20 protein-coding genes and 1 tRNA gene are annotated in these 25,614 nt (G+C 73.8%); 6 read left to right on the forward strand and 15 right to left on the reverse strand.

The annotated features are described in order from the left end of the window. Positions 1 to 8: 8 nt before the first annotated feature. Positions 9 to 1,415, reverse strand: a complete 1,407-nt coding sequence (locus JK361_RS12100; RefSeq protein ID WP_201815809.1) for an FAD-binding oxidoreductase — start codon at positions 1,413 to 1,415, stop codon at positions 9 to 11. A gap of 92 nt (positions 1,416 to 1,507) precedes the next feature. On the opposite strand from JK361_RS12100, the gene JK361_RS12105 reads away from it, so the two are divergent. Then, entirely contained in the window at positions 1,508 to 2,965 is a 1,458-nt protein-coding gene (locus JK361_RS12105) for a tetratricopeptide repeat protein (protein ID WP_201815811.1), read from the forward strand. Between the two features lie 9 nt (positions 2,966 to 2,974). Here JK361_RS12105 and hppD read toward each other — a convergent pair whose 3' ends face one another. Further along, on the reverse strand, positions 2,975 to 4,123 hold the full coding sequence (gene hppD / locus JK361_RS12110; protein ID WP_201815813.1) for a 4-hydroxyphenylpyruvate dioxygenase: 1,149 nt from the start codon (positions 4,121 to 4,123) through the stop codon (positions 2,975 to 2,977). 122 nt (positions 4,124 to 4,245) lie between these two features. On the opposite strand from hppD, the gene JK361_RS12115 reads away from it, so the two are divergent. Then, positions 4,246 to 4,725: an Lrp/AsnC family transcriptional regulator gene (locus JK361_RS12115; RefSeq protein ID WP_201815815.1), complete on the forward strand. Its 480-nt coding sequence runs from the start codon at positions 4,246 to 4,248 to the stop codon at positions 4,723 to 4,725. Between the two features lie 109 nt (positions 4,726 to 4,834). On the opposite strand, the gene JK361_RS12120 is transcribed toward JK361_RS12115, so the two are convergent. The 3 genes from JK361_RS12120 to JK361_RS12130 are packed head-to-tail and all read right to left on the reverse strand — an operon-like array spanning position 4,835 to position 7,677. Then, the gene (locus tag JK361_RS12120; protein WP_201815817.1) at positions 4,835 to 5,626 is read right to left on the reverse strand and encodes a YlbL family protein; all 792 of its coding nucleotides are present in this window, start codon (positions 5,624 to 5,626) and stop codon (positions 4,835 to 4,837) included. Positions 5,627 to 5,635: 9 nt separating this feature from the next. After that, complete coding sequence (menC, locus tag JK361_RS12125) at positions 5,636 to 6,778, reverse strand: o-succinylbenzoate synthase (protein WP_201815818.1); 1,143 nt, start codon at positions 6,776 to 6,778, stop codon at positions 5,636 to 5,638. Continuing rightward, complete coding sequence (locus JK361_RS12130) at positions 6,775 to 7,677, reverse strand: chorismate synthase (protein WP_201815819.1); 903 nt, start codon at positions 7,675 to 7,677, stop codon at positions 6,775 to 6,777. Before JK361_RS12130 ends, menC begins: the two co-directional genes overlap by 4 nt. Before the next feature lie 87 nt (positions 7,678 to 7,764). On the opposite strand from JK361_RS12130, the gene JK361_RS12135 reads away from it, so the two are divergent. Continuing rightward, positions 7,765 to 9,420 carry a PucR family transcriptional regulator gene (locus tag JK361_RS12135; RefSeq protein WP_201815820.1) on the forward strand — a complete coding sequence of 552 codons (1,656 nt, stop codon included), beginning with the start codon at positions 7,765 to 7,767 and terminating at the stop codon, positions 9,418 to 9,420. A 262-nt stretch (positions 9,421 to 9,682) separates the two neighbouring features. On the opposite strand, the gene JK361_RS12140 is transcribed toward JK361_RS12135, so the two are convergent. The 5 genes from JK361_RS12140 to JK361_RS12160 form a co-directional block, all read right to left on the reverse strand. Continuing rightward, the gene (locus JK361_RS12140; protein ID WP_201815821.1) at positions 9,683 to 10,324 is read right to left on the reverse strand and encodes an IclR family transcriptional regulator; all 642 of its coding nucleotides are present in this window, start codon (positions 10,322 to 10,324) and stop codon (positions 9,683 to 9,685) included. Between the two features lie 765 nt (positions 10,325 to 11,089). Further along, the gene (locus JK361_RS12145) at positions 11,090 to 12,889 is read right to left on the reverse strand and encodes a DEAD/DEAH box helicase (protein WP_201815822.1); all 1,800 of its coding nucleotides are present in this window, start codon (positions 12,887 to 12,889) and stop codon (positions 11,090 to 11,092) included. Between the two features lie 113 nt (positions 12,890 to 13,002). After that, the gene (locus tag JK361_RS12150) at positions 13,003 to 13,377 is read right to left on the reverse strand and encodes a type II toxin-antitoxin system death-on-curing family toxin (protein WP_201815824.1); all 375 of its coding nucleotides are present in this window, start codon (positions 13,375 to 13,377) and stop codon (positions 13,003 to 13,005) included. Then, positions 13,374 to 13,568, reverse strand: coding sequence for a hypothetical protein (locus tag JK361_RS12155; RefSeq protein WP_201815826.1), 195 nt, complete (start codon positions 13,566 to 13,568; stop codon positions 13,374 to 13,376). The genes JK361_RS12150 and JK361_RS12155 overlap by 4 nt, the downstream gene beginning before the upstream one ends. A 48-nt stretch (positions 13,569 to 13,616) precedes the next feature. Continuing rightward, positions 13,617 to 15,053 (reverse strand): MFS transporter, encoded by a 1,437-nt coding sequence (locus JK361_RS12160; protein ID WP_201815831.1) that lies wholly within the window; start codon positions 15,051 to 15,053, stop codon positions 13,617 to 13,619. Positions 15,054 to 15,227: 174 nt separating this feature from the next. Here JK361_RS12160 and JK361_RS12165 point away from each other — a divergent pair. Next, positions 15,228 to 15,299 (forward strand) — tRNA-Cys (locus tag JK361_RS12165). 169 nt (positions 15,300 to 15,468) lie between these two features. Here the strand turns inward: JK361_RS12165 and JK361_RS12170 are convergent. Further along, on the reverse strand, positions 15,469 to 16,371 hold the full coding sequence (locus JK361_RS12170; RefSeq protein ID WP_201815833.1) for a CAP domain-containing protein: 903 nt from the start codon (positions 16,369 to 16,371) through the stop codon (positions 15,469 to 15,471). 775 nt (positions 16,372 to 17,146) lie between these two features. Between JK361_RS12170 and JK361_RS12175 the strand changes: the two genes are divergently transcribed. Continuing rightward, the gene (locus tag JK361_RS12175) at positions 17,147 to 17,572 is read left to right on the forward strand and encodes a hypothetical protein (protein ID WP_201815835.1); all 426 of its coding nucleotides are present in this window, start codon (positions 17,147 to 17,149) and stop codon (positions 17,570 to 17,572) included. A 195-nt stretch (positions 17,573 to 17,767) separates the two neighbouring features. After that, positions 17,768 to 18,589: a MerR family transcriptional regulator gene (locus JK361_RS12180; protein WP_201815836.1), complete on the forward strand. Its 822-nt coding sequence runs from the start codon at positions 17,768 to 17,770 to the stop codon at positions 18,587 to 18,589. A 64-nt stretch (positions 18,590 to 18,653) separates the two neighbouring features. On the opposite strand, the gene JK361_RS12185 is transcribed toward JK361_RS12180, so the two are convergent. From JK361_RS12185 to JK361_RS12200, 4 genes are all read right to left on the reverse strand, one after another. Beyond that, positions 18,654 to 19,811 (reverse strand): SUKH-4 family immunity protein, encoded by a 1,158-nt coding sequence (locus JK361_RS12185; protein ID WP_201815842.1) that lies wholly within the window; start codon positions 19,809 to 19,811, stop codon positions 18,654 to 18,656. A 173-nt stretch (positions 19,812 to 19,984) separates the two neighbouring features. Continuing rightward, positions 19,985 to 22,294 carry a xanthine dehydrogenase family protein molybdopterin-binding subunit gene (locus tag JK361_RS12190; RefSeq protein ID WP_201815844.1) on the reverse strand — a complete coding sequence of 770 codons (2,310 nt, stop codon included), beginning with the start codon at positions 22,292 to 22,294 and terminating at the stop codon, positions 19,985 to 19,987. Continuing rightward, positions 22,291 to 24,711: a 2Fe-2S iron-sulfur cluster-binding protein gene (locus JK361_RS12195; RefSeq protein WP_201815845.1), complete on the reverse strand. Its 2,421-nt coding sequence runs from the start codon at positions 24,709 to 24,711 to the stop codon at positions 22,291 to 22,293. The genes JK361_RS12190 and JK361_RS12195 overlap by 4 nt, the downstream gene beginning before the upstream one ends. Continuing rightward, entirely contained in the window at positions 24,708 to 25,601 is an 894-nt protein-coding gene (locus JK361_RS12200) for an FAD binding domain-containing protein (protein ID WP_201815846.1), read from the reverse strand. Before JK361_RS12200 ends, JK361_RS12195 begins: the two co-directional genes overlap by 4 nt. Between the last annotated feature and the right edge of the window lie 13 nt (positions 25,602 to 25,614).

A 25,614-nucleotide genomic window follows, 5' to 3' on the forward strand; every position in this document is an offset into this window, starting at 1 on the left:
GCTTCGGGTCACAGGAGCTTGCCCGGGTTGAGGATGCCCAGCGGGTCGAAGACCTGCTTCACGGCCCGCTGCATCTCCACCCCGACGGGGCCGATCTCCCGGGCCAGCCACTCCTTCTTCAGCACGCCGACGCCGTGTTCGCCGGTGATGGTGCCGCCCAGCTCCAGACCGAGGGCCATGATCTCGTCGAAGGACTCGCGGGCCCGGCGGGACTCCTCGGGGTCCCGGGCGTCGAAGCAGACGGTGGGGTGGGTGTTGCCGTCGCCGGCGTGTGCGCAGACGCCGATCGTGAGGTCGTACTTGGCCGCGATCCGTTCGATGCCGTCCAGCATGGCGCCGAGCCGGGAGCGGGGCACGCACACGTCGTCGATCATCGTCGTGCCCTTGACCGCCTCCAGCGCGGTCAGCGAGAGCCGCCGGGCCTGGAGCAGCAGCTCGGACTCGGCGGCGTCCTCCGCCGGCACGACCTGTGTGGCGCCCGCGGCCTCGCACAGGGCGCCGACGGCGGCGAGGTCGGCGGCGGGGTCCGGGGTGTCGAAGGCGGCCAGCAGCAGCGCCTCGGTGGTCTCGGGCAGCCCCATGTGGGCGAGGTCGTTGACCGCCTTGACGGTCGTACGGTCCATCAGTTCGAGGAGGGACGGGACGTGGCCGCCCGCCATGATGCGGCAGACGGCGTCGCAGGCGGCGGCCGCGGAGGCGAACTCGGCGGCCAGGACGAGCTGCCGGGGCGGCTTGGGCCGCAGCGCCAGCACCGCCCGGACCACGATGCCGAGGGAGCCCTCGGAGCCGACGAAGAGTCGGGTGAGGTCGTAGCCCGCGACGCCCTTCGCGGTGCGGCGGCCGGTGGACATCAGACGGCCGTCGGCGAGCACGACCTCCAGCCCGAGGACGTACTCGGCGGTGACGCCGTACTTGACGCAGCACAGGCCGCCGGAGGCGGTGCCGATGTTGCCGCCGATGGTGCACATCTCCCAGCTGGAGGGGTCCGGCGGGTAGTACAGGCCGTGTTCCTCGACCGCACGGGAGAGGGTCGCGTTGACGACGCCGGGTTCGACCACGGCGATCCGGTCGACGGGGCTGATCTCCAGGATGCGGTCCATCTTGGTGAGGGACAGCACGATGCAGCCGTCGGTGGCGTTGGCGCCGCCGGACAGACCGGTGCGGGCGCCCTGCGGGACGACGGGGACGCGCAGCTCGGTGGCGATGCGCATGACGTGCTGAACCTGTTCGACGGTGCGCGGCAGGACGACGACGGCGGGGCTGCCCGCCGGGCAGAAGCTCGCCATGTCGTGGCCGTAGGACGCCGTGACGTCGGGGTCGGTCAGGACGGCCTCGGGCGGCAGGCCGGCCAGGAGCCGGTCGGTGAGGTTGCCCGTGTGCTCGTCGCGCGGTGCTTCGATGCGGCTCATGATCACAGCCTGTCACTCGCGGCCATCGGTGTGAACCCCGACCGTGCCCGGCTTGGGCCACCCGGATGTGCTCGTCGTACTGACGCACAGTGAGCGCCATGGACAACCGACTGAGCGTGCCGGGTGCGTCCCCGGTCCCCGAGCCGCCACGGCGTTCCCGGCGGGTGCTGCGGCGGGTGCTGGTCGCCGCGCTGGCGGGCGGGGTCGTGGCCGGCGCGGTGCTGGCGCTGCTGCCGGGGGAGCACCCGGTGGGCGGGCCCCCCGCCCCGGGCCCGCGGGCACAGGCGCGGACGCAGGCGTTGACGACGGTGACCTACGGGGTGCCGGCCGCGCTGCCCGGTCTGACCGGGCTCATCGGGCGGCAGGAGGCGCGGGTGCGGGCGCAGCCGCGGGACGCCCGGGCCTGGGCGGTGCTGGGGTCGGCGTACGTGGAGCGGGGGCGCCGGGCGGGCGATGCCGCCGACTATCCGCGGGCGGAGCGGGCGCTGCGGACCTCGCTGGAGGTGCGCGGCACGCGGAACTCCGAGGCGCTGGGCGGCCTGGCCGCGCTGGCGCTCGCGCGCCGGGACTTCCCGGCGGCGAAACGGTACGGCGAGCAGGCGCTGAAGGCGGCGCCGAAGCAGTGGTCGGCGTATCCGCCGCTGATCGACGCGTACACCGGGCTCGGCGACTACAAGAACGCCCGTTCCACCCTGGACAAGCTGCTGGGGCTGCGCACCGACGCGGCGGCGCGGCCGGCCGTGATGGCGCGGGCGGCGGCGGTGTACCGGGACCGGGGCTGGCGCGAGGACGCGGTGGCCCAGCTGACCGACGCGGCGGCCGCGGCCCGCACGCCGGCCGCGCAGGCGGCCTGGCTGGCCGGTGTCGGGCAGCTGGCCTGGGAGCGCGGGGACCTGCCGGACGCGCTGCGGCACTTCGAGGCCGCGCTGCGGCTCGACCCCGACCAGCGCGTGGCACCGGCCGGGCGGGCGCGGACGCTGGCCGCGATGGGGCGCACGTCCGAGGCGCTGGCCGTGTACCGGGCCGCCGTCAAGGAGCGGCCGAGGCCCGAGGACCTGCTGGAGCTGGGTGAGCTGTACGAGTCGCTGGGGCGGACCGAACTCGCCGAGGAGCAGTACGCGCGGCTGAGGACCGCGGTGCGGGGGTCGGTGGCGGGCGGGGTCGACGAGGAGCTGCTCATCGGACGGTTCGAGGCGGATCACGGGGACGCGTGGGAGGCCGTGGACCGGCTGCGGGAGGAGTGGCGGCGGCAGCCGGGGATCGAGGTGGCCGACGCGCTGGGCTGGGCGCTGCACCGGTCCGGCGAGGACCAGGAGGCACTGACCTACGCGACCGTCGCGACGGACAAGGCGAAGGGCGGCGGGGTGCGCAGCGCGCTGTACGCGTTCCACCTGGGGGTGATCGAGGGGGAGCTGGAGCGGTACGGCCCCGCGCGGCGGCATCTTCAGGAGGCGCTGCGGATCAATCCCTACTTCTCCCCGCTGCGGGTGCCGGTGGCGCGGGAGGCGCTCCAAGAGCTGGGCGACGTCCCCAACGAGCCGCCGCCCAGCGAATAGGGCCTGCCGTTACAGGTTGCCCCGCTTCTCCTGCTCGCGTTCGATCGCCTCGAACAGGGCCTTGAAGTTGCCCTTGCCGAAGCCCATCGAACCGTGCCGCTCGATGAGTTCGAAGAACACGGTCGGCCGGTCCTGGACCGGCTTGGTGAAGATCTGCAGCAGGTAGCCGTCCTCGTCGCGGTCGGCCAGGATCTTCAGCTCGCGCAGGGTCTCGACCGGCACGCGGGTGTCGCCGACCCACTCGCCGAGGGTGTCGTAGTAGGAGTCGGGGGTGTCGAGGAACTCGACGCCGGCCGCGCGCATGGTGCGGACCGTCTGCACGATGTCGTTGGTGTTGAGGGCGATGTGCTGGACGCCCGGGCCGCCGTAGAACTCCAGGTACTCGTCGATCTGGGACTTCTTCTTGGCGATGGCGGGCTCGTTGAGCGGGAACTTGACCTTGAGGGTGCCGTCCGCGACCACCTTCGACATCAGCGCGCTGTACTCGGTGGCGATGTCGTCGCCCACGAACTCCTTCATGTTCGTGAAGCCCATGACGTTGTTGTAGAACTCGACCCACTCGTTCATCCGGCCGAGTTCGACGTTGCCGACGCAGTGGTCGATGGCCTGGAAGGTGCGCTGGGCGGGCGGCTCGACGAGCGGCTTGGCGGCCGTGTAACCGGGCAGGTAGGGGCCGTCGTAGCCGGAGCGGTCGACCAGGGTGTGGCGGGTCTCGCCGTAGGTGGCGATGGCGGCGAGGACGACGGTGCCGTGCTCGTCCTTCACCTCGTACGGCTCGGCGACCGAGCGGGCGCCGTGCTCGATGGCGTATTCGTACGCGCGGCGGGCGTCCGGGACCTCGATGGCCAGGTCGACGACGCCGTCCCCGTGCTCGGCCACGTGCTGGGCGAGGAAGTGGCCCCAGGTGCTGCTCGGCTTGATCACCGAGGTGAAGACGAAGCGGGCGGAGCCGTTCTCCAGTACGTAGTTGGCGGTCTCGCGGCTGCCGTTCTCCGGTCCGGAGTAGGCGACCAGCCGCATGCCGAAGGCGGTGGAGTAGTAGTGCGCCGCCTGCTTGGCGTTGCCCACGGCGAAGACGACGGCGTCCATTCCCTTGACCGGGAAGGGGTCGTCCTGCCGGGCGGTCGTGACGGGAGTGTGCTGTGTGGTCTGCGTCATAGCGGAAGGGTGACCCCGGTCTGCAAGGTGCGCAATAGTTCGCGAATCCACTGGGCAATCTGTTCAGTGGTACGACCGCGTTGGCAGTCTTTCTGTACAGGATGACCATCTCAGGGGGTCCCGTGGCGATCGATCATCTGGACGGGCGCATCATCGTGCTGCTGGCCGAGGAACCGCGCATCGGGGTGCTGGAGATGTCCCGGCGGCTGGGCGTGGCGCGGGGCACCGTGCAGGCGCGGCTCGACCGGCTTCAGTCGAACGGAGTCATCCGCGGATTCGGGCCGCAGGTGGATCCGGCGGCGCTCGGCTACCCGGTCACCGCGTTCGCCACCCTTCAGATCCGGCAGGGCCAAGGTGCGGATGTGCGGGCGTACTTGGCGACCGTGCCGGAGGTGCTGGAGCTGCTGACCACCACCGGCAGCGGGGACATGCTGTGCCGGCTGGTGGCCCGCTCGAACGCCGATCTTCAACGGGTGATCGACCGGGTCGTCGGTTTTGACGGCATCGTCCGGGCCTCCACGGCGATCGTCATGGAGAACCCCGTTCCGCTGCGGATCATCCCGCTGGTGGAGCAGGCGGCCCGGGACAGGGAAGAGACCTGACCGACCCGGGACCCGTGACCCGCAGGCCGGACGTCCGTCCGGACCGGCCCGGCATGATCCGGACGAGAGGATCTTTCGTCCGGATCCGGCCTGGGCCGAACGAGAGGCGCTAGCAGCTCGGGACCGGGCCCTTCCCCTTCTCCAGTGCCACCAGGGAGTCGACCGCGCTGTCGAGCGTGGTCACGGGAACGAGCCGCAGGCCCTTGGGCAGTTCCGACTCGGCGTCGGCGCACTCCGCCTTCGGGACCAGGAAGACCGTGGCCCCGTCCCGGCGTGCGGCCTGCGTCTTCAGGGCCACCCCGCCGACCGCGCCGACCTTGCCGGACGCGTCGATCGTGCCCGTGCCGGCGATGGTGCGGCCGCCCGTGAGGTCGCCGCCGCTGCCGTCGCCGTCCAGCTTGTCGATGATGCCCAGGCTGAACAGCAGGCCCGCGCTGGGCCCGCCCACGTCGGCGAGCTCCAGCGAGACCTTGACCTTGTCGGCGTTCAGCCCGAGGTACTTCAGCGCCGCCTGGGTCGCCGCGTCCTGGGACTCCTGCATCTGCGCCAGGTTGTGCTCCTCGATCTCCTTGACGGTGTCCCCGCTCGGGTAGACCGCGTCGCGCGGCATGACGGCCCGGTCGGTGCGGAACCAGTTGTCGAACACGTCACCGAGGGAGACCTTGGTCTCCGGGCCGGTCACCACGATCGTGGTCATCCGCAGCTGCCCGCTGGTCTTCCGGGTCGCCGCGCCGGAGACGCTGATCACCGGGGTGCCCTGGTTCTCGCCGAGCACGTTCGCCGTCGTGCCGGGCTGCGCGAGCGAGAACGGCAGCGGTGCGAACGCCGCCGTGGCGAGCAGGGCCACGACGGGCAGCGCGCAGACGGCGAGGGCCTGGGGGCGCGTGAGACGTGAGAGCACGGAGCCAATCTAACCCGGGGTCTTCGCCCGGCCACCGGCCCCTCGGCGGGCGTAGAGGTCACCGCGCCGCCTGGTGAACCGGCGCAGGGCGTCCGGCAGGGGCTCGACACCGATGCCGGGGCCGGCCGGCACCGGCAGATGACCGTCCTGGAGGACGAACGGCTCGGTGATGTCCTCCGCGAAGTACCGGCTGGACGCCGAGGTGTCGCCGGGCAGGGTGAAGCCGGGCAGCGCCGCCAGGGCGAGGTTCGGCGCGCGGCCGATGCCGGTCTCCAGCATGCCGCCGCACCACACCGGTACCCCGTGCGCGTGGGCCACGTCGTGCACCCGGCGGGCCTCGAGGTAGCCGCCGACCCGCGCGGGCTTGACGTTCACCACCCGGCAGGCGTCCAGGGCGATCGCGGACGCGGTGTCGCGGGCGTGGTGCAGGGACTCGTCCAGGCAGACGGGCGTGGCAAGGCGCCGCTGGAGCCTGGCGTGGGCGTGCAGGTTGTTCTCCTCCAGCGGTTCCTCGATCAGCAGCAGCCCGAACGCGTCCAGCCGCCGCAGGTGGTCGGCGTCGGCGAGGGTGTAGGCGGTGTTGGCGTCGACCTGGAGGGGCAGGTCGTCGCCGAAGCGCTCGCGGACCGCCCGGACCGGCTCGACGTCCCAGCCGGGCTCGATCTTCAGCTTGATGCGCACGTACCCCTCGGCGAGGTGCCGCCCGACGTCGTCCAGCAGTTCGGGGACCGAGTCCCGGATGCCGACGGAGACCCCGGCGGGCACCCGGTCCCGTACCGCGCCCAGGTAGGTCGCGAGCGGCATGCCGTGGGTGCGCAGCTCGGCGTCGAGCACGGCGGTCTCCAGGACCGCCTTGGCCAGCTCGTGGCCTTTCACCTTCGCCATGACCGGGGCCAGCGCGGCCGTGGTGAGGTGCGGGAGCGCGGCCACGCGGGGCAGCAGGAAGTCGCGCAGCACGATCTCGGCTCCGGCGACGAACTCCGAGCAGTACAGCGGCTCGGGGTCGGCGGCGAACTCCGACCAGCCCTCGGCGGTGTCGGTGACCAAGCGCAGCAGGAAGGTGTCCTTCGCCGTCATCGTCCCGAAGGAGGTACGGAACGGGCTGACCAGCGGGATCGCCACGTGCACGATCTCGACGCGTTCGAGCCTCATGCCGCGGCCCCCTCGGGGGCGTCGCCGCTCGGGCGGGTCCGGGGGTCGGGACGGGTGAGGGTGTACCAGCCGTCGCGGGACATCCCGGTGGCCCGGAACCCCTCCGCGAAGGCCTCCAGGAACACCTCGCGCACGGCGTGCCGCCAGCGCAGCGCGAGCGCCGGGTCGGCGGCGCGCAGCGTCACGACGTCCTCGGGCACCCGGCACCGGATGTGCCGGTCGTCGCGGCGGACGAGCGGACCGCCGTCGGGCGCCGTCCGGACCACGGGCGCGGCGTGCCCGCCCTCGCCCCCACCGTCGGGCGCCGTCCCGACCACAGGCGCGTCACCCCCGCCCTCGCCCCCACCGTCGGACGCCGTCCGGATCACGGGTGTGGCGTGCCCGCCGTCGGGCGCGACGGCCGGCGCCGTCAGGTCCCAGGTCACCGTGAGCCGGTCGCTCTCGTCGCCGCCGTTCAGGCCGTCCGTCATGGGGCCGTAGAAGTCGACCAGGTACTCGGTGCCGACGGCACCCAGCTTGACCAGGTTGAAGCGGGCGTTGCGGCCGGCCAGCGGGTCGAAGGTCCAGCGCATGGTGCGGGCACCGCGGGCGACGGCCCAGTCGCGCTGGGCCTGCTTCAGGGTGGGGCCGAGGCCCCGGTCGGCGGCGGCCACCAGCGAGTACGTGCTCCGCTCCGGGCCGAGGACGGCGACGGACGCGCCGGCTAGCCGCTGCCCGGCGTACACCGCGTGCACCGCGCCGCCGGCGTGCACCAGGCTGTGCAGGACCTCGGCCGGGTAGGGCGGGGCGGTGCGGGGCGTCCGCCAGACGTCGCCGAGGTGGTCGGCGACGGCCGCGAACCCGGCGACGTCGTGGACGGTACGGACGGTGGCCTCGGGAGTCGTCGTTCCTGCGGTCATGGCACGAGTCTCGGCGGAACCGCAGGTCCGCGTGTTGTGCGACCGGCCAATACGTGCGTAGGTTCGTACGCCTGCCTGGGGACCCTCATGGACGCCTGCACCCTCGGTGACCTGCTGGACGTCGTCGGCGGGCCGGCGCTGCGCCTGCACACCGCCCCCGCCGGCCTCGGGATCCCGGTCACCGAGGCCGTGCTCCACGACGGCCGCGTGCCGCTCGCCCGGCTGCCCGGCGCGCTGCTGCTGGCGGTCGGGGTCCGGGCGGCGGACGCCGGGCCCCTGCTCGCGGCGGCGGCGGACGCCGGGCTGTCCGGGGTGGTGGTGCGCGGCGCGGACGGGCCGGTCGCGGCGGCGCAGGCGCACGGTGTGGCCCTGCTGTCGGTCGCCGAGGACGCGGCCTGGCACCGGGTCCACCTGCTGCTGGCGTCGGCCGTCGCGGCCGAGCCCGCCGCCCCGGCCGACACCGGGCTCGGCGACCTGTTCGCGCTGGCCGACGCGATCGCGACGGCGACCGGCGGGGCGACCACCGTCGAGGATCCGCGCCAGCGCGTCCTCGCCTACTCCACCGTCCCCGGCCAGCCCGTGGACGAGGACCGCCGGCAGGGCATCCTCGGCCGGCAGGTGCCGGCGGGCGCGCAGAACACCGAGCAGTACCGGCGGCTGTTCTCCGCCGGCCGGCCGCTGCGGCTGCCCGCGCTGTCCGACGCGGACCTGCCGCGGCTGGCGATGCCGGTACGGGCCGGCGGGGAGACGCTCGGCTCGGTGTGGGTGGTCGACGACGGCTCGCTCGCGCCGGACGCCGAGGACACCCTCGTCCAGGGAGCCTCCACCGCGGCGCTGCTCCTGCTGCGCGCGCGGGCGGCCCGGGAACTGGCCCGGCATCGGAGCGGCGACCTGCTGCGCCGGCTGCTGGACGGCACGGCGGCCGATCCGGCGACCGCCGCCGCCCGGCTGGGCGTCGACGGCCCGTCCCGGGTGGCGGCCTTCGTCCTGGACTCCGCGGCGAGCGTCCCGGACGCCGAGCGCACCGCGCTGCGCCTGCTGGACGTCGTACGCCTGCAGTGCGAGGCCCGCTACGGCCGGCAGGCGTGCGTGCTGCTGGACGGGGTGGTGTACGCGGTGCTGCCCGGCCCCGGCGAGCGGCACCGGCGGCTCGCCGAGGACATCGTGGCGCGGGCCGGGCGGGCGCTGCGGGTGCCGGTGCGGGCCGCGCTGGGCGAGCTGGTGCCGGGCGGTGACGGGCTCACGGACTCGCGGGCGGACGCGGATCTGGTGCTGCGGGTGCTGGACGCGGATCTCCCGGTGGCCGCGGTGGACGAGGTGCGGGCCCGGGTGACACTGCTGCGGCTGGCCGAGGTGATGGCCGGGCGGCGGGAGCTGAGCGCGGGCGGGTGGCGGCGGGTGCTGGCGTACGACGCCGGTCACGGCACCGAGTACGCGCGCACGCTGGTCTGCTGGTTCGACGCGGGCTGCGACATGGCGGGCGCGGCGAGTCTGCTGGGCGTGCACCCCAACACCTGCCGCTACCGGCTGCGGCAGCTCCAGCAGCACACCGGCGTCAACCTGACCGACCCGGACGAACGCCTGACGCTGTGGCTACACCTACGCACCCTGGCCGGCCTGGGCCCGGGCCCCCAGGTCCGCCGATCCAGCCCGCCCGCACCTGTGGACCCGGCCGGCCCGGGCTCGGGTTCGCAGGCCCGCCGACCCAGCCCGGCCACACCCACAGGAACCCTCCCGACCTGAGCCCCGAACCACAGGCCCACCGATCCAGCCCGCCCACACCTGTGGACCCGGCCGGCCCGGGCTCGGGTTCGCAGGCCCGCCGACCCAGCCCGGCCACACCCACAGGAACCCTCCCGACCTGAGCCCCGAACCACAGGCCCACCGATCCAGCCCGCGCACACCTGTGGACCCGGCCTGGGCCCGGGCCCCCAGGCCCGCAGACCCAGCCCGCCCACACCTGTGGACCCGGCCGGCCCGGGCTTGGGTTCGCAGGCCGGCTGGTTCAGCGCAGCGCTTCCGCGACCTCCCGCGCCGCCTCCACGACCCTCGGCCCCACCCGCTCCGGCACGGAGTCCATCAGCATCACCACGCCCACGCTGCCCTCTACCCCGGTGACGCCGACCAGCGGCGCCGCGGCCCCGCTCGCACCGGCCTCCAGCTCGCCGTGCGTGAGGGTGTAGCCGGGATCCGCGGAGGGCGACTGCCGCGCGGACAGGATCGCCCTGCCCGCGGCCCCGCGGTCCAGGGGATGCCGGAAACCGGCCCGGTACGCCACGTGGTAATCGGTCCACGTCGGTTCGACCACGGCGACGGCCAGCGCCTCCGTCCCGTCCACCAGCGTCAGATGTGCGGTCGCCCCTATGTCCTCGGCGAGCGACCGCAGAGCGGGCAGCGCGGCCTCCCGTACCAGCGGGTGCACCTGCCGGCCGAGCCGCAGCACGCCGAGCCCGACGCGGGCCCGACCGCCCAAGTCACGCCGTATGAGCGCGTGTTGTTCCAGTGTGGCGAGCAACCGGTACACCACGGTCCGGTTCACTCCGAGTTTGGTGGACAACTCGGTGACGGTCAGCCCGTGGTCCGTGTCGGCCAGCAGTTTGAGGACGCGCAGTCCCCGGTCGAGCGTCTGAGAGGTCTCCGCGGTCACGACGCCCACTCCTTTGGCGGTGAGGTCGGCGACCCCTGAGCGACGTGTGCGTCACCGAGTCCCGTCGGCGACGCGCTTTCAGAGGCCGCCGATCGGCAGGACGGCTCGGCTGCTCCGAGCGTTGTCGCTTCACGGCTGCGCTCCGCGGCGGCGCTGCCACGGGGCGTGTGCGTAGCGGGACAGTAGCGAAGCCGGTTCGCTGAGCGGAAGGCTTCGTCCAGAATCCGGGCAAGACCAGATCCGGCCTGCCTGCATTCGTCCGGATACGCACACAGTCCCACCGCCCCGATCCATGCCCCCCGGACCCCAGAACTCCGGTTGCACGAGCCCCCACGGGGCCGGACCGGCAGCCTTCACAGGGCGGGCCGCCAGCCTTCAGAGGGCCGGGATGCGGGCCCTCGGACGGGCCGGGCGACTCCGCACGACGCCTGGGATGCAACCACACGACTGAGGGACGGGACCCCGCGGGGGCAGAGGCGGAACCGCACGGGCCCGGAGGCCGGGACGCGGACCGGAACCGCACGGGCCCGGAGATCGACACGCGGACCGGAACCGCGCGGGGTCCGGAGGTCGGGACGCGGACCGGAACCGCGCGGGGTCCGGAGGTCGGGACGCGGACCGGAACCGCACGGGCCCGGAGGTCGAGCGCGGGGTGGGATCACACGGGGTCCGGGGCGGAGCCCCGTGGCGGTGCCTCTTCGGCGGACCGAGTCGGGCGGGTGGGTGGGCGAGGAATCGGCGAACGCAGCACAGCGCAGCGCAGCGTCACCGCATACGCGTAGCCCACTCCTGCACCTTGTCGATCCGCTGCCGCAACTGCCCCGCCGTGGCCTCCGCACTCGGCGGCCCCCCGCACACCCGCCGCAGCTCGGTATGGATGACCCCGTGCGGCTTGCCACTCTGGTGCACATACGCGCTGACCATCGTGTTGAGCCGCTTCCGCAGCTCCATCATCTCCTTGTGCGAGACCACCGGCCGCCGCTCCGCCGGCAGCTCCAGCAGGTCCGCCTCGGCGTCCGGCTTCTTCTTGCTGTGCGCGATCTGCCGGGCCTGCCGCTTCTGGAGCAGCAACTGCACCTGCTCGGGCTCCAGCAGGCCCGGAATGCCGAGGTAGTCCTGCTCTTCCTCGCTCCCCGGGTGCGCCTGCATGCCGAACTCGGCGCCGTCGTAGAGCACCCGGTCGAAGACGGCGTCGGACTCCAGCGCCTCGAAGGGCAGCATGTCCTGCTCGCCGGTGTCCTCGTCCTGCTGCTTGTTCGCCTCGTCCATCTCCTTCTCGGATTCGGCGTACGGGTCCTCCTCGCCCTCCTTCTTCGGCTTGTCGAGGGCGTGGTCCCGCTCCTTCTCCATCTCGTTGGCGAAGGTCAGCAGGTCGGGCACGGTCGGCAGGAACACGGACGCGGTCTCGCCGCGCCGCCGGGACCGCACGAAACGCCCGACGGCCTGTGCGAAGAAGAGCGGGGTCGAGATGGTCGTCGCGTACACCCCGACCGCGAGCCGGGGCACGTCGACGCCCTCGGACACCATCCGCACGGCGACCATCCAGCGGTCGTTGCCGTCGCTGAACTCGTCGATCCTCTTCGAGGCGCCGGCGTCGTCCGACAGCACGAGCGTCGCCTTCGTCCCCGTGATCTCCCGGATCAGCTTGGCGTACGCGCGCGCGGAGTCCTGGTCGGAGGCGATGACGAGCGCGCCCGCGTCCGGGATGGCCTTGCGGACCTCGGTCAGCCGCTGGTCGGCGGCGCGCAGCACGCTCGGCATCCACTCACCGCGCGGATCGAGGGCCGTACGCCAGGCCTGGCTGACCGCGTCCTTGGTCATCGGCTCGCCGAGCCGGGCGGCGATCTCGTCACCGGCCTTCGTACGCCAGCGCATGTTGCCGCTGTAGGAGAGGAAGATGACCGGCCGGACGACGTGGTCGGCGAGGGCGTTGCCGTAGCCGTAGGTGTAGTCGGCGGCGGACCGCCGGATGCCGTCCGTCCCCTCCTCGTACGTCACGAAGGGGATGGGGTTGGTGTCGGACCGGAACGGCGTACCGGTCAGCGCCAGTCGCCGGGTGGCCGGCTCGAAGGCCTCCAGACACGCCTCGCCCCAGGACTTGGAGTCACCGGCGTGGTGGATCTCGTCCAGGATCACGAGGGTCTTGCGCTGCTCCACGCGGTTGCGGTGCAGCATGGGCCGCACGCCGACACCGGCGTACGTCACGGCGACCCCGTCGTACTCCTTGCCGAGCGGGCCCGCGCTGTACTCGGGGTCGAGCTTGATCCCTATCCGCGCGGCCGCCTCCGCCCACTGCTTCTTCAGGTGCTCGGTGGGCGCGACCACGGTCACCTGCTGCACGACGTGGTGGTGCAGCAGCCAGGAGGCCAGCGTCAGCGCGAAGGTCGTCTTGCCGGCGCCGGGCGTGGCGACGGCGAGGAAGTCACGCGGCTGCTCCTGGACGTACTTCTCCATCGCGCCCTGCTGCCAGGCACGCAGCTTGCTGGCGGTACCCCAGGGGGCCCTGCCCGGGAAGGCGGGCGAGAGGTGATGGGAGTGAGCGGAGGAGGCGGCGGTAGTAGTCACGGTCTCCGTGCATCGAGGTCGGGCGGCTACGTATGACAACCGGGCCACCCTACCGGCGCCGCCCGCACGTCAACGCTCGAACAGGCCCGGGTGGGCCGCGGTTGGGAGCCACATCACAACTGCCGCAGCCGTCCCGCGATCACCGCGACGTCGCTCTCCTGCCCGGAGGCCACATCGATGACCAGGTCGTACGCCGTGTCCTGGTCGACGCCCGCGAGATCGACCCCGTTGCGGGCGAGGAAGGTGGCCGTGGCCAGCCAGGCGGTCCGCTTGTTGCCGTCCACGAGGGGGTGGTTGCCGGCGAGACCCTGCAACAGCGCGGCCGCCTGCTCGTACAGGTCCTCGTAGGCGGCCGTGCCGAACATCCGGGCGCGGGGCCGGTGCACGGCGGAGGCGAGCAGCCCGGGCTCGCGGGCCTCGGGCGGCCGGCCGCCGAAGGCGATCTCGGCGATGGCGGTGACCTCGGAGACGGTGAGATGGCGGCTCATTCGCCCAGCCTCCGCAGCAGGTCGGCGTGGGCGTCGGCGAGCCGTGCGGCGGCCTCGCGCACGCTTCGCTCCTCCTCCTGGAGATACCGGCGTACGGCGTCGGCGACCACGTCGTCCACCGTCCGCCCCTGGGCGTCGGCGAGGTCGGACAGCGCGTGGCGGGCCGCGGAGTCGAGCGGAAGATCGTTCACGCGGACCACGGTAGAGCGCCGGGCCGGCCGCGACGAAGGCCTTTCCGCCTACCGCTGCCGCAGCCGCCGGGTCACCCACGCCCCTGCCAGGGCCACCACCGCCATCGGCAGGAAGACGGCCGCGAAGGCGGCGGGACGGCCCGCGTCGGCCGCCGTGGCCGGGGTGGCCGCCGTGCTGCCGCCGCCGAGGGCCGCGAAGGCCGCGCCGGTCGCCGCCAGGAGGACGACGTTGGAGAGGGCGTCGGAGATCTGGAGGGCGGCGGAGTTGGTGCCGGCCTCCTCCGGGGCGGAGAGCCGGAGCAGCAGCACGCTGGTGGAGGCGATCACCAGTCCCATGCCGAAGCAGCCGACGCCCCAGGCGACGGCGACGGTCCACACGGGCACGGAGTGCAGGAGCACGCTCGGCGCGGCCACGATCGCGGCGGCGACCAGCACCATGCCCGTGGTCATCAGCCGCTCCCGGTGCGGTGCCATGCGCGGCCGGGACTGCACGAACGAGCCCAGCGCCCACGTCCCGCCGCCGGCCGCCAGCGAGAACCCGGCGAGCGTCGGCGACAGCCCGCGCTGGGTGACCAGCATCAGGGGCACGAAGGACTCGGCGGCGATGAAGGACCCCGCGGCCAGCCCGCGCAGCAGCACGACGGAGGGCAGGCCGCGGGCCGCCCGGTAGGTGCCGGGCGGGAGCAGCCCGAGGACGGCGGGCACGAGCAGCGCGGCACCGGCCAGCCCCGGGAGCAGCGAGAGGGGGCGCAGGTCCTGGGCGGCGTACTGGAGGAGTCCGGCGCCGAGGGAGATCCCGAGCGCGAGCCGGATCCGCCGCCGGTCGAAGGAGCCGGCGCCGGCCTCCCCGCCGACCGGACCCGACGCCCGGCGCCGTATCTGCGGCAGGGCGAGGACGAGCGGGAACACGACGAGGACCGGGATGCCGAGGAAGACCCAGCGCCAGCCGAGGTGCTCGGTGACGGCGCCGGAGGCGAGGGGGCCGACGATGGACGGTACGACCCAGCCGGCCGCGAAGGAGGCCATGATCGCGGGCCGTAGCCGCTCGGGGTAGGCGCGGCCTACGACGACGTACAGGGCCACGATGACCAGCCCGCCGCCCAGCCCCTGCACGGCCCGCCCGAGGATGAAGACCCACATGTCCTGCGCGGTGCCGGCGACGGCCAGTCCCGCCGCGAAGGCGCCGATGCCCGTGGTCAGGGCGCCGAGCGGGCCCCGCCGGTCGGACCACTGGCCGGAGAGCACCATGCCGAACAGGCTGGTGGTGAAGTACCCGGAGAAGGCGAACGCGTACAGCGCCACCCCGTCCAGTTCCCGCGCCGCGACGGGCATGGCGGTGCCGACGGCGGTCGCCTCGAAGGCGATCAGCACCACGACGGACACGATCCCGATACTGAGCGCCCGGTACGCCCGGCTCAGCACGCCGTCTTCCCGCTCGGCGGACGGATCCAGGACGACGGGGTCGCGGGACTCAAGGGCACTCATGCGGTCAGAGTAAGGCCCGTAACCCGGATTGGCCCCTGTCAGGAGTCCGACCTTCACTCAGCCCTTGGTCGTACGCCCGCCCCCTTTGTGAACGCCGTATGGCAGTCCCGTTGCACCCCCGCCGATCCCCTTGAGCCCCCTCCTCCACCCCCCGTACGTTCGTCTCACGAACACGGCCGTGTGCCCGAGTGGTTCAGGGACTCGCCTGCAAAGCGAGTTACGCGGGTTCAATTCCCGCCACGGCCTCTACGGCCTTGCCAGGCAGAAGGAAAGGGCGGCACCCCGGAAAGGGGTGCCGCCCTTTTGGTCGTCCGTCTCAGTTCTCGTCTCACTTGGACCGACAGACGAATAGTGGGCTGCCTGGCGGCCGGCGGGCGGGGGACTCCCCGCCCGCTTCTGCCACTCTGCGGCCCGTTCAGTCGTGGAAGTCCTGCGTGAAATAGAAGAACGTGCCCTGGTGCCCGTCCGGTGTCATCCCGGCACCGTAGGCGATGCCTATTCCGCTGGTCCTGTGGGCGGGGTCGAGGAGGTTCGCCCTGTGCTCCTGGTCGTGCGTCAGCCACCAGTTGACCGCTTGCTGAGGGGGCGGCGGGTCCACGTTCCCGTAGTAGTAGGCGACGTAGACGTTCTCCGACCCTGGCGAGCCTACGGCCTTGATGATCCGGTCCGGTGGGGTGCTGCCGTCGGAGCCCACATGGCCGGGCCAGCCGTTCCACTTCACTTCCCACTGGCCCGGATGGTCGGCCAGGTCCTGGCTGTGGAAGCGGGCCGCGTCGACCAGCAGGCGTTCGACCTGCACCGGCGGGCTCCCGTTCTGCTGCCGTAGCTGATTGGCCAGTTCGAACGCCTGGAGTTCCTGGGCGTCCATGGCGACCACGGGAGTCGGAACCTGGTGGGGCAGCACGAAGTCGTAGCCGGCTGCCTGATGCCCGCCGCCGCCCGGGCACGTGCCCTTCTGCGCATAGCCGTCATAGAACATGCCATGACACTTCACGCAGTACCGCCACGCGTTCTGGGCAGTCGGAGTTCCCGCCACATCGTGCGGCAGCACGAAGTCGTAGCCGGCTGCCTGATGCCCGCCGCCGCCCGGGCACGCGCCCTTCTGCGCATAGCCGTCATAGAACATGCCATGACACTTCACGCAGTACCGCCACGCGTTCTGGGCGGTCGGAGTCCCCGCCACATCATGCGGCAGCACGAAGTTGTACCCGACCGCCTTGTGTCCGACCGGACGAGGACACGCACCCTTCAGGGGATACCCGTCGAAGAACATGCCCTGGCACTTGCCGCAGTACCGCCAGTCCGCTTGCACGCCCATGAGAACCCCCAAAGATCTCCGTCACGCGTCGCGCGTCCGTGAAGCACTTCGGCAGAGCGCTTCAAGAGATGTGGTGACCGGGTGGTGCATGCCTGCCCTCCTTTCAGGATGGCCCGGCGGGGACCGCTGCGCCACTCGGGTGGCGACCCCCGGCACGAGCCCCACGGGCCGCTGCGACTCCCCTGCCGGGGAGCCGCCGAGCCGTCGTCAGGTCCCCCCGGATTCAGCGAGAACCGTGTGTCTCTCCTCCGTCACGTGGACGCGTCTACGCCATTGCGATGACAACTCCGCATGTCCCGTAGGTGAGTGGCGGCGGGAAGCCGACGATCCGGACGAGGCACTGTCTTCGGCCCGTCAACCGCGAGCGTTTCGGAAGGTGAAGCACATGGCTCCTGGACCCACGACGAGATCGGCTCTGGGCCCGCTCCCAAGAAAGGGGAGATGGATCGCCAATGGCGCGATGACGTCCCTGGCTCTGGTGATGGTGAGTTGGGCAGGCCCTGCGGTGGGCGTGGCCCAGGCCATGGAGGAGTCCGCCGACCGGCACGTGGCAACCCCGTCGGACCGGGATGAATGCAAACCGAGACCCGGTCAGCCGCGAGGCTGGCTGCCCGGTGTGGCACACCTGCTGGGCGGCGGCGACAAGTGCCCGACAGGCGCCACCGGCCCCACGGGCCCGACCGGTCCCACCGGGCCCACCGGGGCCACGGGGGCGACGGGAGCCACCGGGCCCACCGGAGCGACGGGGGCGACGGGGTCCGGTGCCACAGGGGCGATGGGGGCTACGGGAGCGACCGGGGCCACAGGGGCCACGGGAGCGACCGGGGCGACGGGCCCGACCGGGCCGTGTGAGGAGTGGGACTCCGTCGTCGCGGGCGGGAACCAGTACGACGTCATCATCTTTCCCAACGACCCGGAGGTGTTCGTCGGGCAGGGCGCCCCAGGCACCTTCGGCAACTTCTTCTCCATCGAGAACCCGCCGCCCAACGCCTGCAGCGCCGCCATCTCCGTCGTCCCGGGCGGCGACTCGCCGGACACCATCTATGTCAAGGTGCTGACCAGCGATGGTGTGCCATACATCACCAGGTGCACCGAAGGTGCCTTCTTCCCCGCCTGCGACCCGTTCCCGACGGCGGCGGCCGCCGGCACCGGGCTCCCCCTGAGGCACGCGCAGAGGGACGGGAACCACCGGACGCGCTGACCGGTCGCCGGACGAACGCGGTGAACACGCGGGTTCCTTCCCGCCACGGTCTCCGGCGTCCGAGCAGGCTGAACGAGAGGGCGGCACCCCCGAGGGGGCGCCGCCCTCTCGTTACCCCGGACGGTCTCGCCCCGACCGCGGCCGGGGTACTTTCTTGACCCTCACACCGTGTCAGGCGGTCGGCTCGGAGGCATCATGTTCACCATCGGAGACTTCGCCCGGCACGGCCGTGTCTCGGTGCGGATGCTGCGTCACTACGACGCCACCGGACTGCTGCACCCGGCCCACGTCGACCCCTCGAGCGGCTACCGCCACTACACCGCCGCCCAGCTCGCCCGCCTCAACCGGATCATCGCGCTGAAGGACCTCGGCTTCACCCTTCAGCAGGTCCGGGACATCGTGGACGAGAAGGCCGGCGTCGAGGAGTTGCGCGGCATGCTGCGGCTGCGGCGGGCCGAACTGGAGAGTGCCGTGGCCGCCGCGGAAGCGCGGCTGGTCCAGGTCGAGGCGAGGCTCCGAGCGATCGAGAGTGAGGGGCACATGCCCACCGACGACGTCGTCATCAAACACGTCCCCGCGGTACGGGTGGCCGAACTGGCCGCGACCGCCGCGAGTTTCCAGCCCGAGGACATCAGCCCTGTCATCGGACCGCTCTACGACGAGCTGTTCCGGCAGCTGGAGGCCGCGGGCATCACCCCGACGGGTCCCGGTGTCGCCTACTACGAGGACGCTCCGGAGGGCGGCGGCCGGATCACCGTCCACGCCGCCGTCCAGGTCTCCGCCCCGCTCCGGGACGGCGTCTTCCGCGTCCTCGACCTGCCCGCCCTCGACGAGGCGGCGACCATCGTGCACCGCGGCTCGATGGACACCGTGCTGCCCACCGCCCAGACCCTGGCCCGCTGGATCGACGCGGGCGGCTACCGGTCCACCGGATACCCCCGCGAGATCAATCTGGAGTGCCCCGAGGACCGCGACGACTGGGTGACGGAGCTACAGGCACCGGTGACCCGGGTCTGATCCCGGTCCCGCCGGTCCCGGGCCGAGGACGACCGGCTCGCCCCGTCCGGCCGGGCGGGGTGTCTCAGAACACCCCGCCCGCCTCGTCCTGGAAGAGCTCCGTCCAGTAGTGCCAGGACGTGGCCGGCAGCGTGCCGGTGGGGTCCAGGGTGTTCAGGGTGTCGATCATCGCCGCCACCAGGTGGTCGTAGGCGTGCGTCGCCAGTTCGTGGCCCAGGTGGGCGTCGATCGTGCGCTCGTGGTGGACCAGCCAGAGGGTGAAGGCCAGGGTGGAGACGTCGGTGTTGAGGGAGTGGAGCGTCGCATCCGGCCGGCTGAAGGTCAGGACCCTGCCCGTTCTGCCGTCGACCACCAGGCTGTTCTCCTCCAGCAGGTACCCGAGGCGGATCAAGTGGTCGCAGTGGGCCGGGAGTTCGGGGACGGGCTGGTCGGGGCACTCCTGGGTGAAGTACTCCCGCAGCGTCGGCAGGGGGACGTCCGTGTCGGCGCGGAAGAAGACCGCCTCCTCCGGCAGCCCCGTCTCGCGCAGGAAGCGACGGGTCGGTTCGTGGGTGAGCGTCGCCGGGAAGTCGACCTCCTCGAAGCGGGCCACCCTGCCGTGCCCGAACTCCTGCTCCAGGACGCGCGCGGGCACGTCCAGGGTGAGCCCGGAGGCCGTACCGGGGCCGGCGATGAGGGAGAGCGGGCGGATCAGGGCCGCCGCCTTCCAGTACGGCGGGACCCGGCCGTCCGTGCCCTCCTCGAAGAGGGTGAGGAGGCGGCGGGAGGCCTCGGTCACCGTCTTCGGGCCGTACTGGCCCGCCAGGGAGGCGAAACGGCCGCGCAGGCCCGCCAGTTCCTCGGTGACCGCGGCGAAGCGCAGGAGGGTGTGCAGGGAGGGCGCGAAGGGACGCGGGTCGGACGGGTCGAAGAGGTAGGCCGTCGTCAGCTCGCCCGTGCGGCCGTCGAGCAGGATCGACTCGCTCTCCATGCCGGCCGGGGTGAGGAGTTCGCCTATGACCAGGCGGCTGCGCAGCTCCTCCGCCAGACGGAACGGGCCGTCGGCGGCGTCGGCGAGCGTGCGCAGGCCGTGCGTGCGCAGCGGGGAGAAGGTGAGCGGACCGGTCTGCGCGGGCAGTCCTGCGCCGGTGAGCAGACCGCGTGTCGGCGCGTGTGTGACGTAGCGGTCCAGCTCCGCCTCGGTCAGCGTGATCGCCGGAACTCCGGCGTCGGTCGTGCCCATCGCTCCCCCGCGGTCTTCCCCATGCGTGACAGGCGTGCGTACACCGTCGTACGGCGCCCCCGGGCAGGTGCCCCCACTGCTCGGCACACTACGCCGCCCCACTGACAACGGCCCGCACAGGACAGGACGCCGGACCGGCCGCGCCCGTTGCGCGTCCGCGCGGATCGCCGGGCTCAGCGGTCCGCGACCACCGCAGCCTGCGGGCGGATCGGGAGGCGGTTGACCGGGCGGCCCGTGGCCGCGCGGACGGCGGACGCGATCGCCGCCGGTGCCGTCACCACCGGGACCGCGCTGACCGACTTGGCTCCGAAGGGGGCCACCACGTCCCGTTCTTCGACCAGCTTCACGATCCGGATGTCGGGGGCGTCCAGGGCGGTCGGGAGGGCGTACCCCGTCAGGTCGGGGTGGCGGATCAGGCCGCGGGGCGTACGGAGGTTCTCGGTGAGCGCGATGCCCACGCCCTGGGTGACGCCCGCCTCGATCCGGGCGGCCAGCTGGGACGGGTTGAGGATCCGGCCGACGTCCTGGGCGACCGCCAGCTCCACCACCCGGACCGAGCCCAGCTCGACGTCGACGTCCACCACCGCGCGGATCGCGCAGAACGCCATGCCCACGAAGGCGTCGCCCTGGCCGGAGGCGTTCAGCGGCTCGGTGGGGTGCGGACGGCACTGGGCCGTGGCCCACAGTTCCTTGCCCTCCAGCGCCTCCGTGACGGTGGTCGACAGCACACCGTCGTAGGAGGTGATCTTGCCGTCGGTGATCTGGAGCAGCTCCGTCGACATGCCGAACTTGTGGGCGAGCGGCTGGAGGAGCTGGGCGCGGACCATCTTGGCCGCCCGCTCCACCGCGCCGCCCGACACCCAGGTGTGCCGGCCCCGGCAGCCCGCGCCGGCCGTCGGCTGGTCGGTGTCGACCGGCGCGACGTGGACCTCCTCGATGCCGAGGGTCTCCTGGACGATCTGCCGGGCCAGCGTGGTGAAGCCCTGGCCGGTCTCCACGGCCGCGCACAGCACGGTCGCGACGCCGTCGTGGACCTTGACCGTCGCCGTCGACACCTCGTCGGCGCCCTCCGCGCCGAGCATGTGCACCATGCCCACGCCGTAGCCGACGCCCCGGCGCACCGCGCCCGGTTCGCCCGCGCCCTCGGGGCCGCCGGGCAGCAGCCACTCCTCCTCGGGGGTGTCCTTCGGCAGGGCGGGCAGCGGGAAGTCCCGCACCGCCTGGACGAGTTCGGCGACCGGCGCCGGGCAGGTCACCGTCTGGCCGATCGGGAGGACGTCACCCGTCGCCAGGGCGTTGCGCAGGCGCACCTCGGCCGGGTCCAGGCCCAGTTTCTTCGCCAGCTTGTCCATCTGCGCCTCGTAGGCGGCGCACACCTGCATCGCGCCCTCGCCGCGCACATGGCCGGACGGCGGGTTGTTGGTGCGGACGGCCCAGCCCTCGATGAACGCGTTCGGGACGACGTACGGGCCGCAGGCGAAGGAGACGGCGGCGGCCAGGGCGTCGGAGGAGGTGTCGGCGTAGGCGCCGGCGTCCAGCAGGATCTGCGCCTCCACCTTCACCAGCTTGCCCTCGGCGTCGGCGTGGTGGCGGTACCGCAGCAGCGTCGGATGCCGGTGGGCGTGGCCGAGGAAGGACTCCTCGCGCGTGGCGGTGAGTTTCACCGGGCAGCCGGTTTTGAGCGCGAGCAGGCCGAGCGGGAGCTGGAAGCCCTGGTCCTCGCGGTCCGCCGTGGCGCCGGGCACCCCGGTGACGACGATCTTCACTCGATCGGGGGACAGGCCGTAGCAGGCGGCGGCCGTGTTGCGGTCGGTGTGCGGGTCGGTGGAGGCCAGGTACAGCTCCACCCCGCCGTCGGGGCGCGGCACGGCGAGGCCGGCCTCGGCGCCGATCGGGGCGGGGTCCTGGCGGCCGATGCGGTACAGGCCCTCGACGACGACCTCGCCGGCCGCCTCCGGGTCGCCGTGGTGCAGCGGGATGTGCCGGATCAGGTTGCCGTCGGGGTGCAACGGCTCGGCCTCGAAGGCCTGCTCCGGGTCGGTGACGGGGTCGAGCACCTCGTACTCGACGATGACGGCGGCGGCGGCCATCCGTGCCGTGTCGGGGTGGTCGGCGGCCACTGCGGCGATGGGCTCGCCGTGGTGCCGTACGACCTCGGAGGCGAACACCGGCCGGTCGGGCGTGCCCCGGCCGTGGCGGGGCGTGCCGGGCACGTCGGCGTGGGTGACGACGGCGCGGACGCCGGGCATCTCGCGCGCGTGGGTGGTGTCGATGGACACGATGCGCGCGTGCGCGTGCGGGGAGCGCAGCACGGCCGCCCACAGCAGGCCCTCGGCCCACAGGTCGGCCGCGTACGGGAAGGTGCCCTCGGTCTTGGCGCGGGCGTCGGCGTGCGGCAGGGAGGCGCCGATGCCGTGCGGCAGCGGCTCGGCCGCGGGGGCGGGTTCCGCGGCGGTGGTCGCGATGCCGGCTTCGTTGCTCACGCCTGGCCTCCGTCCTGGCCGTAGTGCTGGTCCTGCGGTCCCCGCGGCGTGCCGTACGGGTCCGGCGGGTCGCCGTACGCGCCGCCCCGGGCGTCCCCGTAGCCGCCGTCGGGGGCGGTCTGGGGGGTGTCGAACACGCCGGGCGCGTCGAACGCCGACGGGTGGACGCCGCCGGAGCCGGGGCCCGCCTGGTGCGGGATGCGTGCCTCGTCCGCGTCGGTCTCAGGGCCGGCGTGGGACGCCTCGCGCTCGGCGACGACCTCCTTGACGGCCTCCAGGACGCCCCGGTAGCCGGAGCACCGGCACAGGTTGCCGCACAGGGCCTGGCGGGTCTCCAGCTCCGTCGGGGCCGGGTTGCCCTCCAGCAGGTCGTGGACGGTCATCGCCATGCCGGGCACGCAGAAACCGCACTGCACGGCACCGCAGCGGGCGAGCGCGCGCTGTACGTCGGAGGGCTGTCCGTCCGCCGCCAGCCCCTCGACCGTACGCACCTCGCTGCCGGCCGAGGTGACCGCGGGGACCAGGCAGGAGGCGACCAGGCGGCCGTCGACCTGCACGTTGCAGGCTCCGCACTCGCCCTGTGAGCAGCCGTCCTTGGCGCCCGCGAGGCCGAGCCGTTCGCGCAGCACGTACAGCAGGGACTCGCCGATCCAGGCGTCGGTGACCGGGCGGTCGGCGCCGTTGACGCGCAGCACGTAGGAGGCGAGGGGGTGGTCGTCGTGCGGCGGCAGCGGTACGGCGGCCGGGTCCTCGGCGCCTTCGGGGGCGGCGGCCTCCCGGGCGGACGCGGGGTCCTCGGGGGCGGCCTCGCCCTCCGCGGGGTGCGCCGCGGACGACGTCCCGGTGGTCCTGGGTACGGCGGATCCGTCCCGGTGCGCGGCCGCCTCGGCGTCGCCGTCGGGCCGCGGGGCGGCCGGGTCCGCCGGGGCGGTGGCCGGTCCGGGGCCGGGCGTGCCGGCGGGGTCGTCGGGGCGGGCGGTGGCCGCAGGGCCGGCCTCGGTCGCCGGGTGACCCGCCGTCACGGGGGCCTCGGTCGCCGCCGGGTCGGCCGTGGCGGCCGCTGTGGCGGGCCGGGGCGCGGTGGCCGGGCCGGCAGGCTGCTCGTGGCCCGCGGGGGCGTCAGCGGGGCGTTCAGCGGCTTCGGCGAGGCCGTGGGCATCCGCTTCCGCCGCCACGCCGGACCCGGCCTGCGACTGCGACTGCGCCTGCGCCTGCGCCTGCGCCGACGGCACCGGTCCCCCGGGCGCGCCGGGCATGACCGTACCGCCGGGGGGCGTGGCCGAAGCGCCGGGGAACGTGCCCGTGCCGCCGGGCGTGTCGGTGTGACCGGCGTCGGCGTGACCGGAGTCGGTGTGACCGGCGTCGGCGTGACCGGAGTCGGCGTGACCCGCCTGGGCGCGGCCGGCAGCCGGGTAACCGCGCTCGTGGTGGCCGGTGTCCGCGTGGCCGCCCTCGCCGCGCCCCGCCTCCGCGTGGGCGCCCTCGGTGCGGCCCGCGTCCGGGTGGTTGCCCGCGACGCGCCCGGCGTCGGCGTGGCCGCCCTCGGTGTGGCCGCCCTGAAGGTGACCGGCGTCCGGGTGACCGTCCTCGGCGTGACCCGCCTCCGGGTGACCACCCTCGGCGTGACGTGCGTCCGCGTGACCGTCCTCGGCACGGTCCGCGTCTCCGGGGCCGCCCTCCGTCCGGCCGGCGCCCGCGTACCCGCCCCCGTGGCCGTACCCGGCCTCCGGGGCGTACGCCTCCGGTGCGGGCGCGCCGCCCGCCGGGTGCGCGCCGGTGTGGTCGGGCAGGGCCGTGTGGTCCGGGGTGGCCGGGTCGGCCTGGGGCCGGCCCCAGGCGCGGCCGGCGCCGTCCGTCGCCCAGGGCGCCGGCGCGCCGCCGGGCAGCGTGGCCGGCGGGGTGCCGCCCCACTGCTCGACCAGCGAGGACGTGGTGTACTCGCCCGACTCGTCCGGGAGATCACCCCCGGCGACGGGGATGGACCACTGGCCGGTGACGTCATGTCCCGGCGCGGCCGGCGCCGCGGGCTCCTCGAAGGCCCACTGCTGGGTGGCGGCGGGCTGGTACGTGAAGCGGTCGTCCGTGCCCTGCGGCTGGGCAGGCGCGGCGTTCGCGTCGGGCCACCGGCCGCCGCCGTCGGGCACCGGCCAGTCGTCGGAGGCCTCGGTCACGGGCCAGTCGTCGGTGGCGGCGGGCACGGGCCAGTCGTCGGGGGCGGCGTGCGCGGCCGCTATCCGCGGCGGCACGTAGCCGTGTCCGGGCGCGGCCAGCGGGCTGTCGCCGGACAGCAGGGCGTCGATGCCGCCCTCGGGGAGTTTGACGAAGGCGGTGGCGCCGTCGTCGTAGTCGCCCTGGGGCAGCGGGTTCCAGCGTCCGCCGCCCTGGGGCGTGGCCTCTCCGTGCTGGTCGTCGGTCACGACAGCGCCCTCCCCAGTGCTCGTCGGGCCAGCGCGGCGACAGTGCGCCGCAGGTGCAGTACGGCGGGCGGAAGCGGCGTCACCGAGCCGTCGGGCTCGGGGGCCGGGTCGGGGATGCAGGCCGCGGCGACGTACTCGCCGAAGGCGTGCAGGGCCTCCGGGACGAGGGCGCGGTCGTTGTCCCAGTCGATCAGCCCCGCGACCCACTGCTCGGCCTCCAGGGGCCTGAGCGGCATCGGCGCTATGGCCCCGACCGCACAGCGCACACCGCGCCGGGCGGGGTCGAGGACGAGCGCCACGGAGGCCAGCGCGCGGCCCGGTCCGGTGCGTCCGGTCGCCTTCAGGAAGACCTGCGGGGCGTGCAGCAGCGGCACGCGCACGTAGCCGATGAGTTCGCCGCCGCGCAGCATCTCCACGCCGGCCAGCAGGTGCGACACCGGGATCTCCCGGCGGGCTCCGCCCGGGCCCGCGATGATCAGCGTCGCCTCCAGGGCGGCGAGCACCGGCAGCGCGTCCCCGGTGGGGGCGGCCGTTGCGATGTTGCCGCCCAGGGTGCCCGCGTTGCGGATGTGCGGCGGGCCCGCGGCGCGCGCGGCGGCGGCGAGCGCCGGGATCAGGGCCGCGAAGTCGGGGCGGCCCATCCGCGCGTGCGTGAGGCCCGCGCCGAGCAGCGCGTGGCCGTCCTGGTACTGCCAGCCGCGGATCTCGCTGATCCGGCCGAGTCCCACCAGCGCGGCGGGCCTGAGCTGACCGGAGTTGACGGCTGCCATGAGGTCGGTGCCGCCCGCGACGGGGACGGCGGTGGGCATGGCGGCGAGGGCCGCCACGGCCTCGTCCAGCGTCGTGGGCAGCGTGACGGCCTGCGCCGCCTGCGGTGCGTGCGTGGTCAAACCGGCTGCCCCT

The organism is Streptomyces musisoli, from assembly GCF_016741855.1.
In the GTDB taxonomy this organism is placed as follows: Bacteria; Actinomycetota; Actinomycetes; order Streptomycetales; family Streptomycetaceae; genus Streptomyces; species Streptomyces musisoli.

What these genes read in the sequence shown, in the direction of transcription:
- JK361_RS12105 (WP_201815811.1), top strand. Translation starts at nt 1,508, where the DNA reads ATGGACAACCGACTGAGCGTGCCGGGTGCGTCCCCGGTCCCCGAGCCG.
- JK361_RS12135 (WP_201815820.1), top strand. Translation starts at nt 7,765, where the DNA reads ATGGACGCCTGCACCCTCGGTGACCTGCTGGACGTCGTCGGCGGGCCG.
- menC (WP_201815818.1), bottom strand. Translation starts at nt 6,778, where the DNA reads ATGAGGCTCGAACGCGTCGAGATCGTGCACGTGGCGATCCCGCTGGTC.
- JK361_RS12180 (WP_201815836.1), top strand. Translation starts at nt 17,768, where the DNA reads ATGTTCACCATCGGAGACTTCGCCCGGCACGGCCGTGTCTCGGTGCGG.
- JK361_RS12150 (WP_201815824.1), bottom strand. Translation starts at nt 13,377, where the DNA reads ATGAGCCGCCATCTCACCGTCTCCGAGGTCACCGCCATCGCCGAGATC.
- JK361_RS12160 (WP_201815831.1), bottom strand. Translation starts at nt 15,053, where the DNA reads ATGAGTGCCCTTGAGTCCCGCGACCCCGTCGTCCTGGATCCGTCCGCC.
- JK361_RS12185 (WP_201815842.1), bottom strand. Translation starts at nt 19,811, where the DNA reads ATGGGCACGACCGACGCCGGAGTTCCGGCGATCACGCTGACCGAGGCG.
- JK361_RS12130 (WP_201815819.1), bottom strand. Translation starts at nt 7,677, where the DNA reads ATGACCGCAGGAACGACGACTCCCGAGGCCACCGTCCGTACCGTCCAC.
- JK361_RS12175 (WP_201815835.1), top strand. Translation starts at nt 17,147, where the DNA reads ATGGGGGCTACGGGAGCGACCGGGGCCACAGGGGCCACGGGAGCGACC.
- hppD (WP_201815813.1), bottom strand. Translation starts at nt 4,123, where the DNA reads ATGACGCAGACCACACAGCACACTCCCGTCACGACCGCCCGGCAGGAC.
- JK361_RS12170 (WP_201815833.1), bottom strand. Translation starts at nt 16,371, where the DNA reads ATGGGCGTGCAAGCGGACTGGCGGTACTGCGGCAAGTGCCAGGGCATG.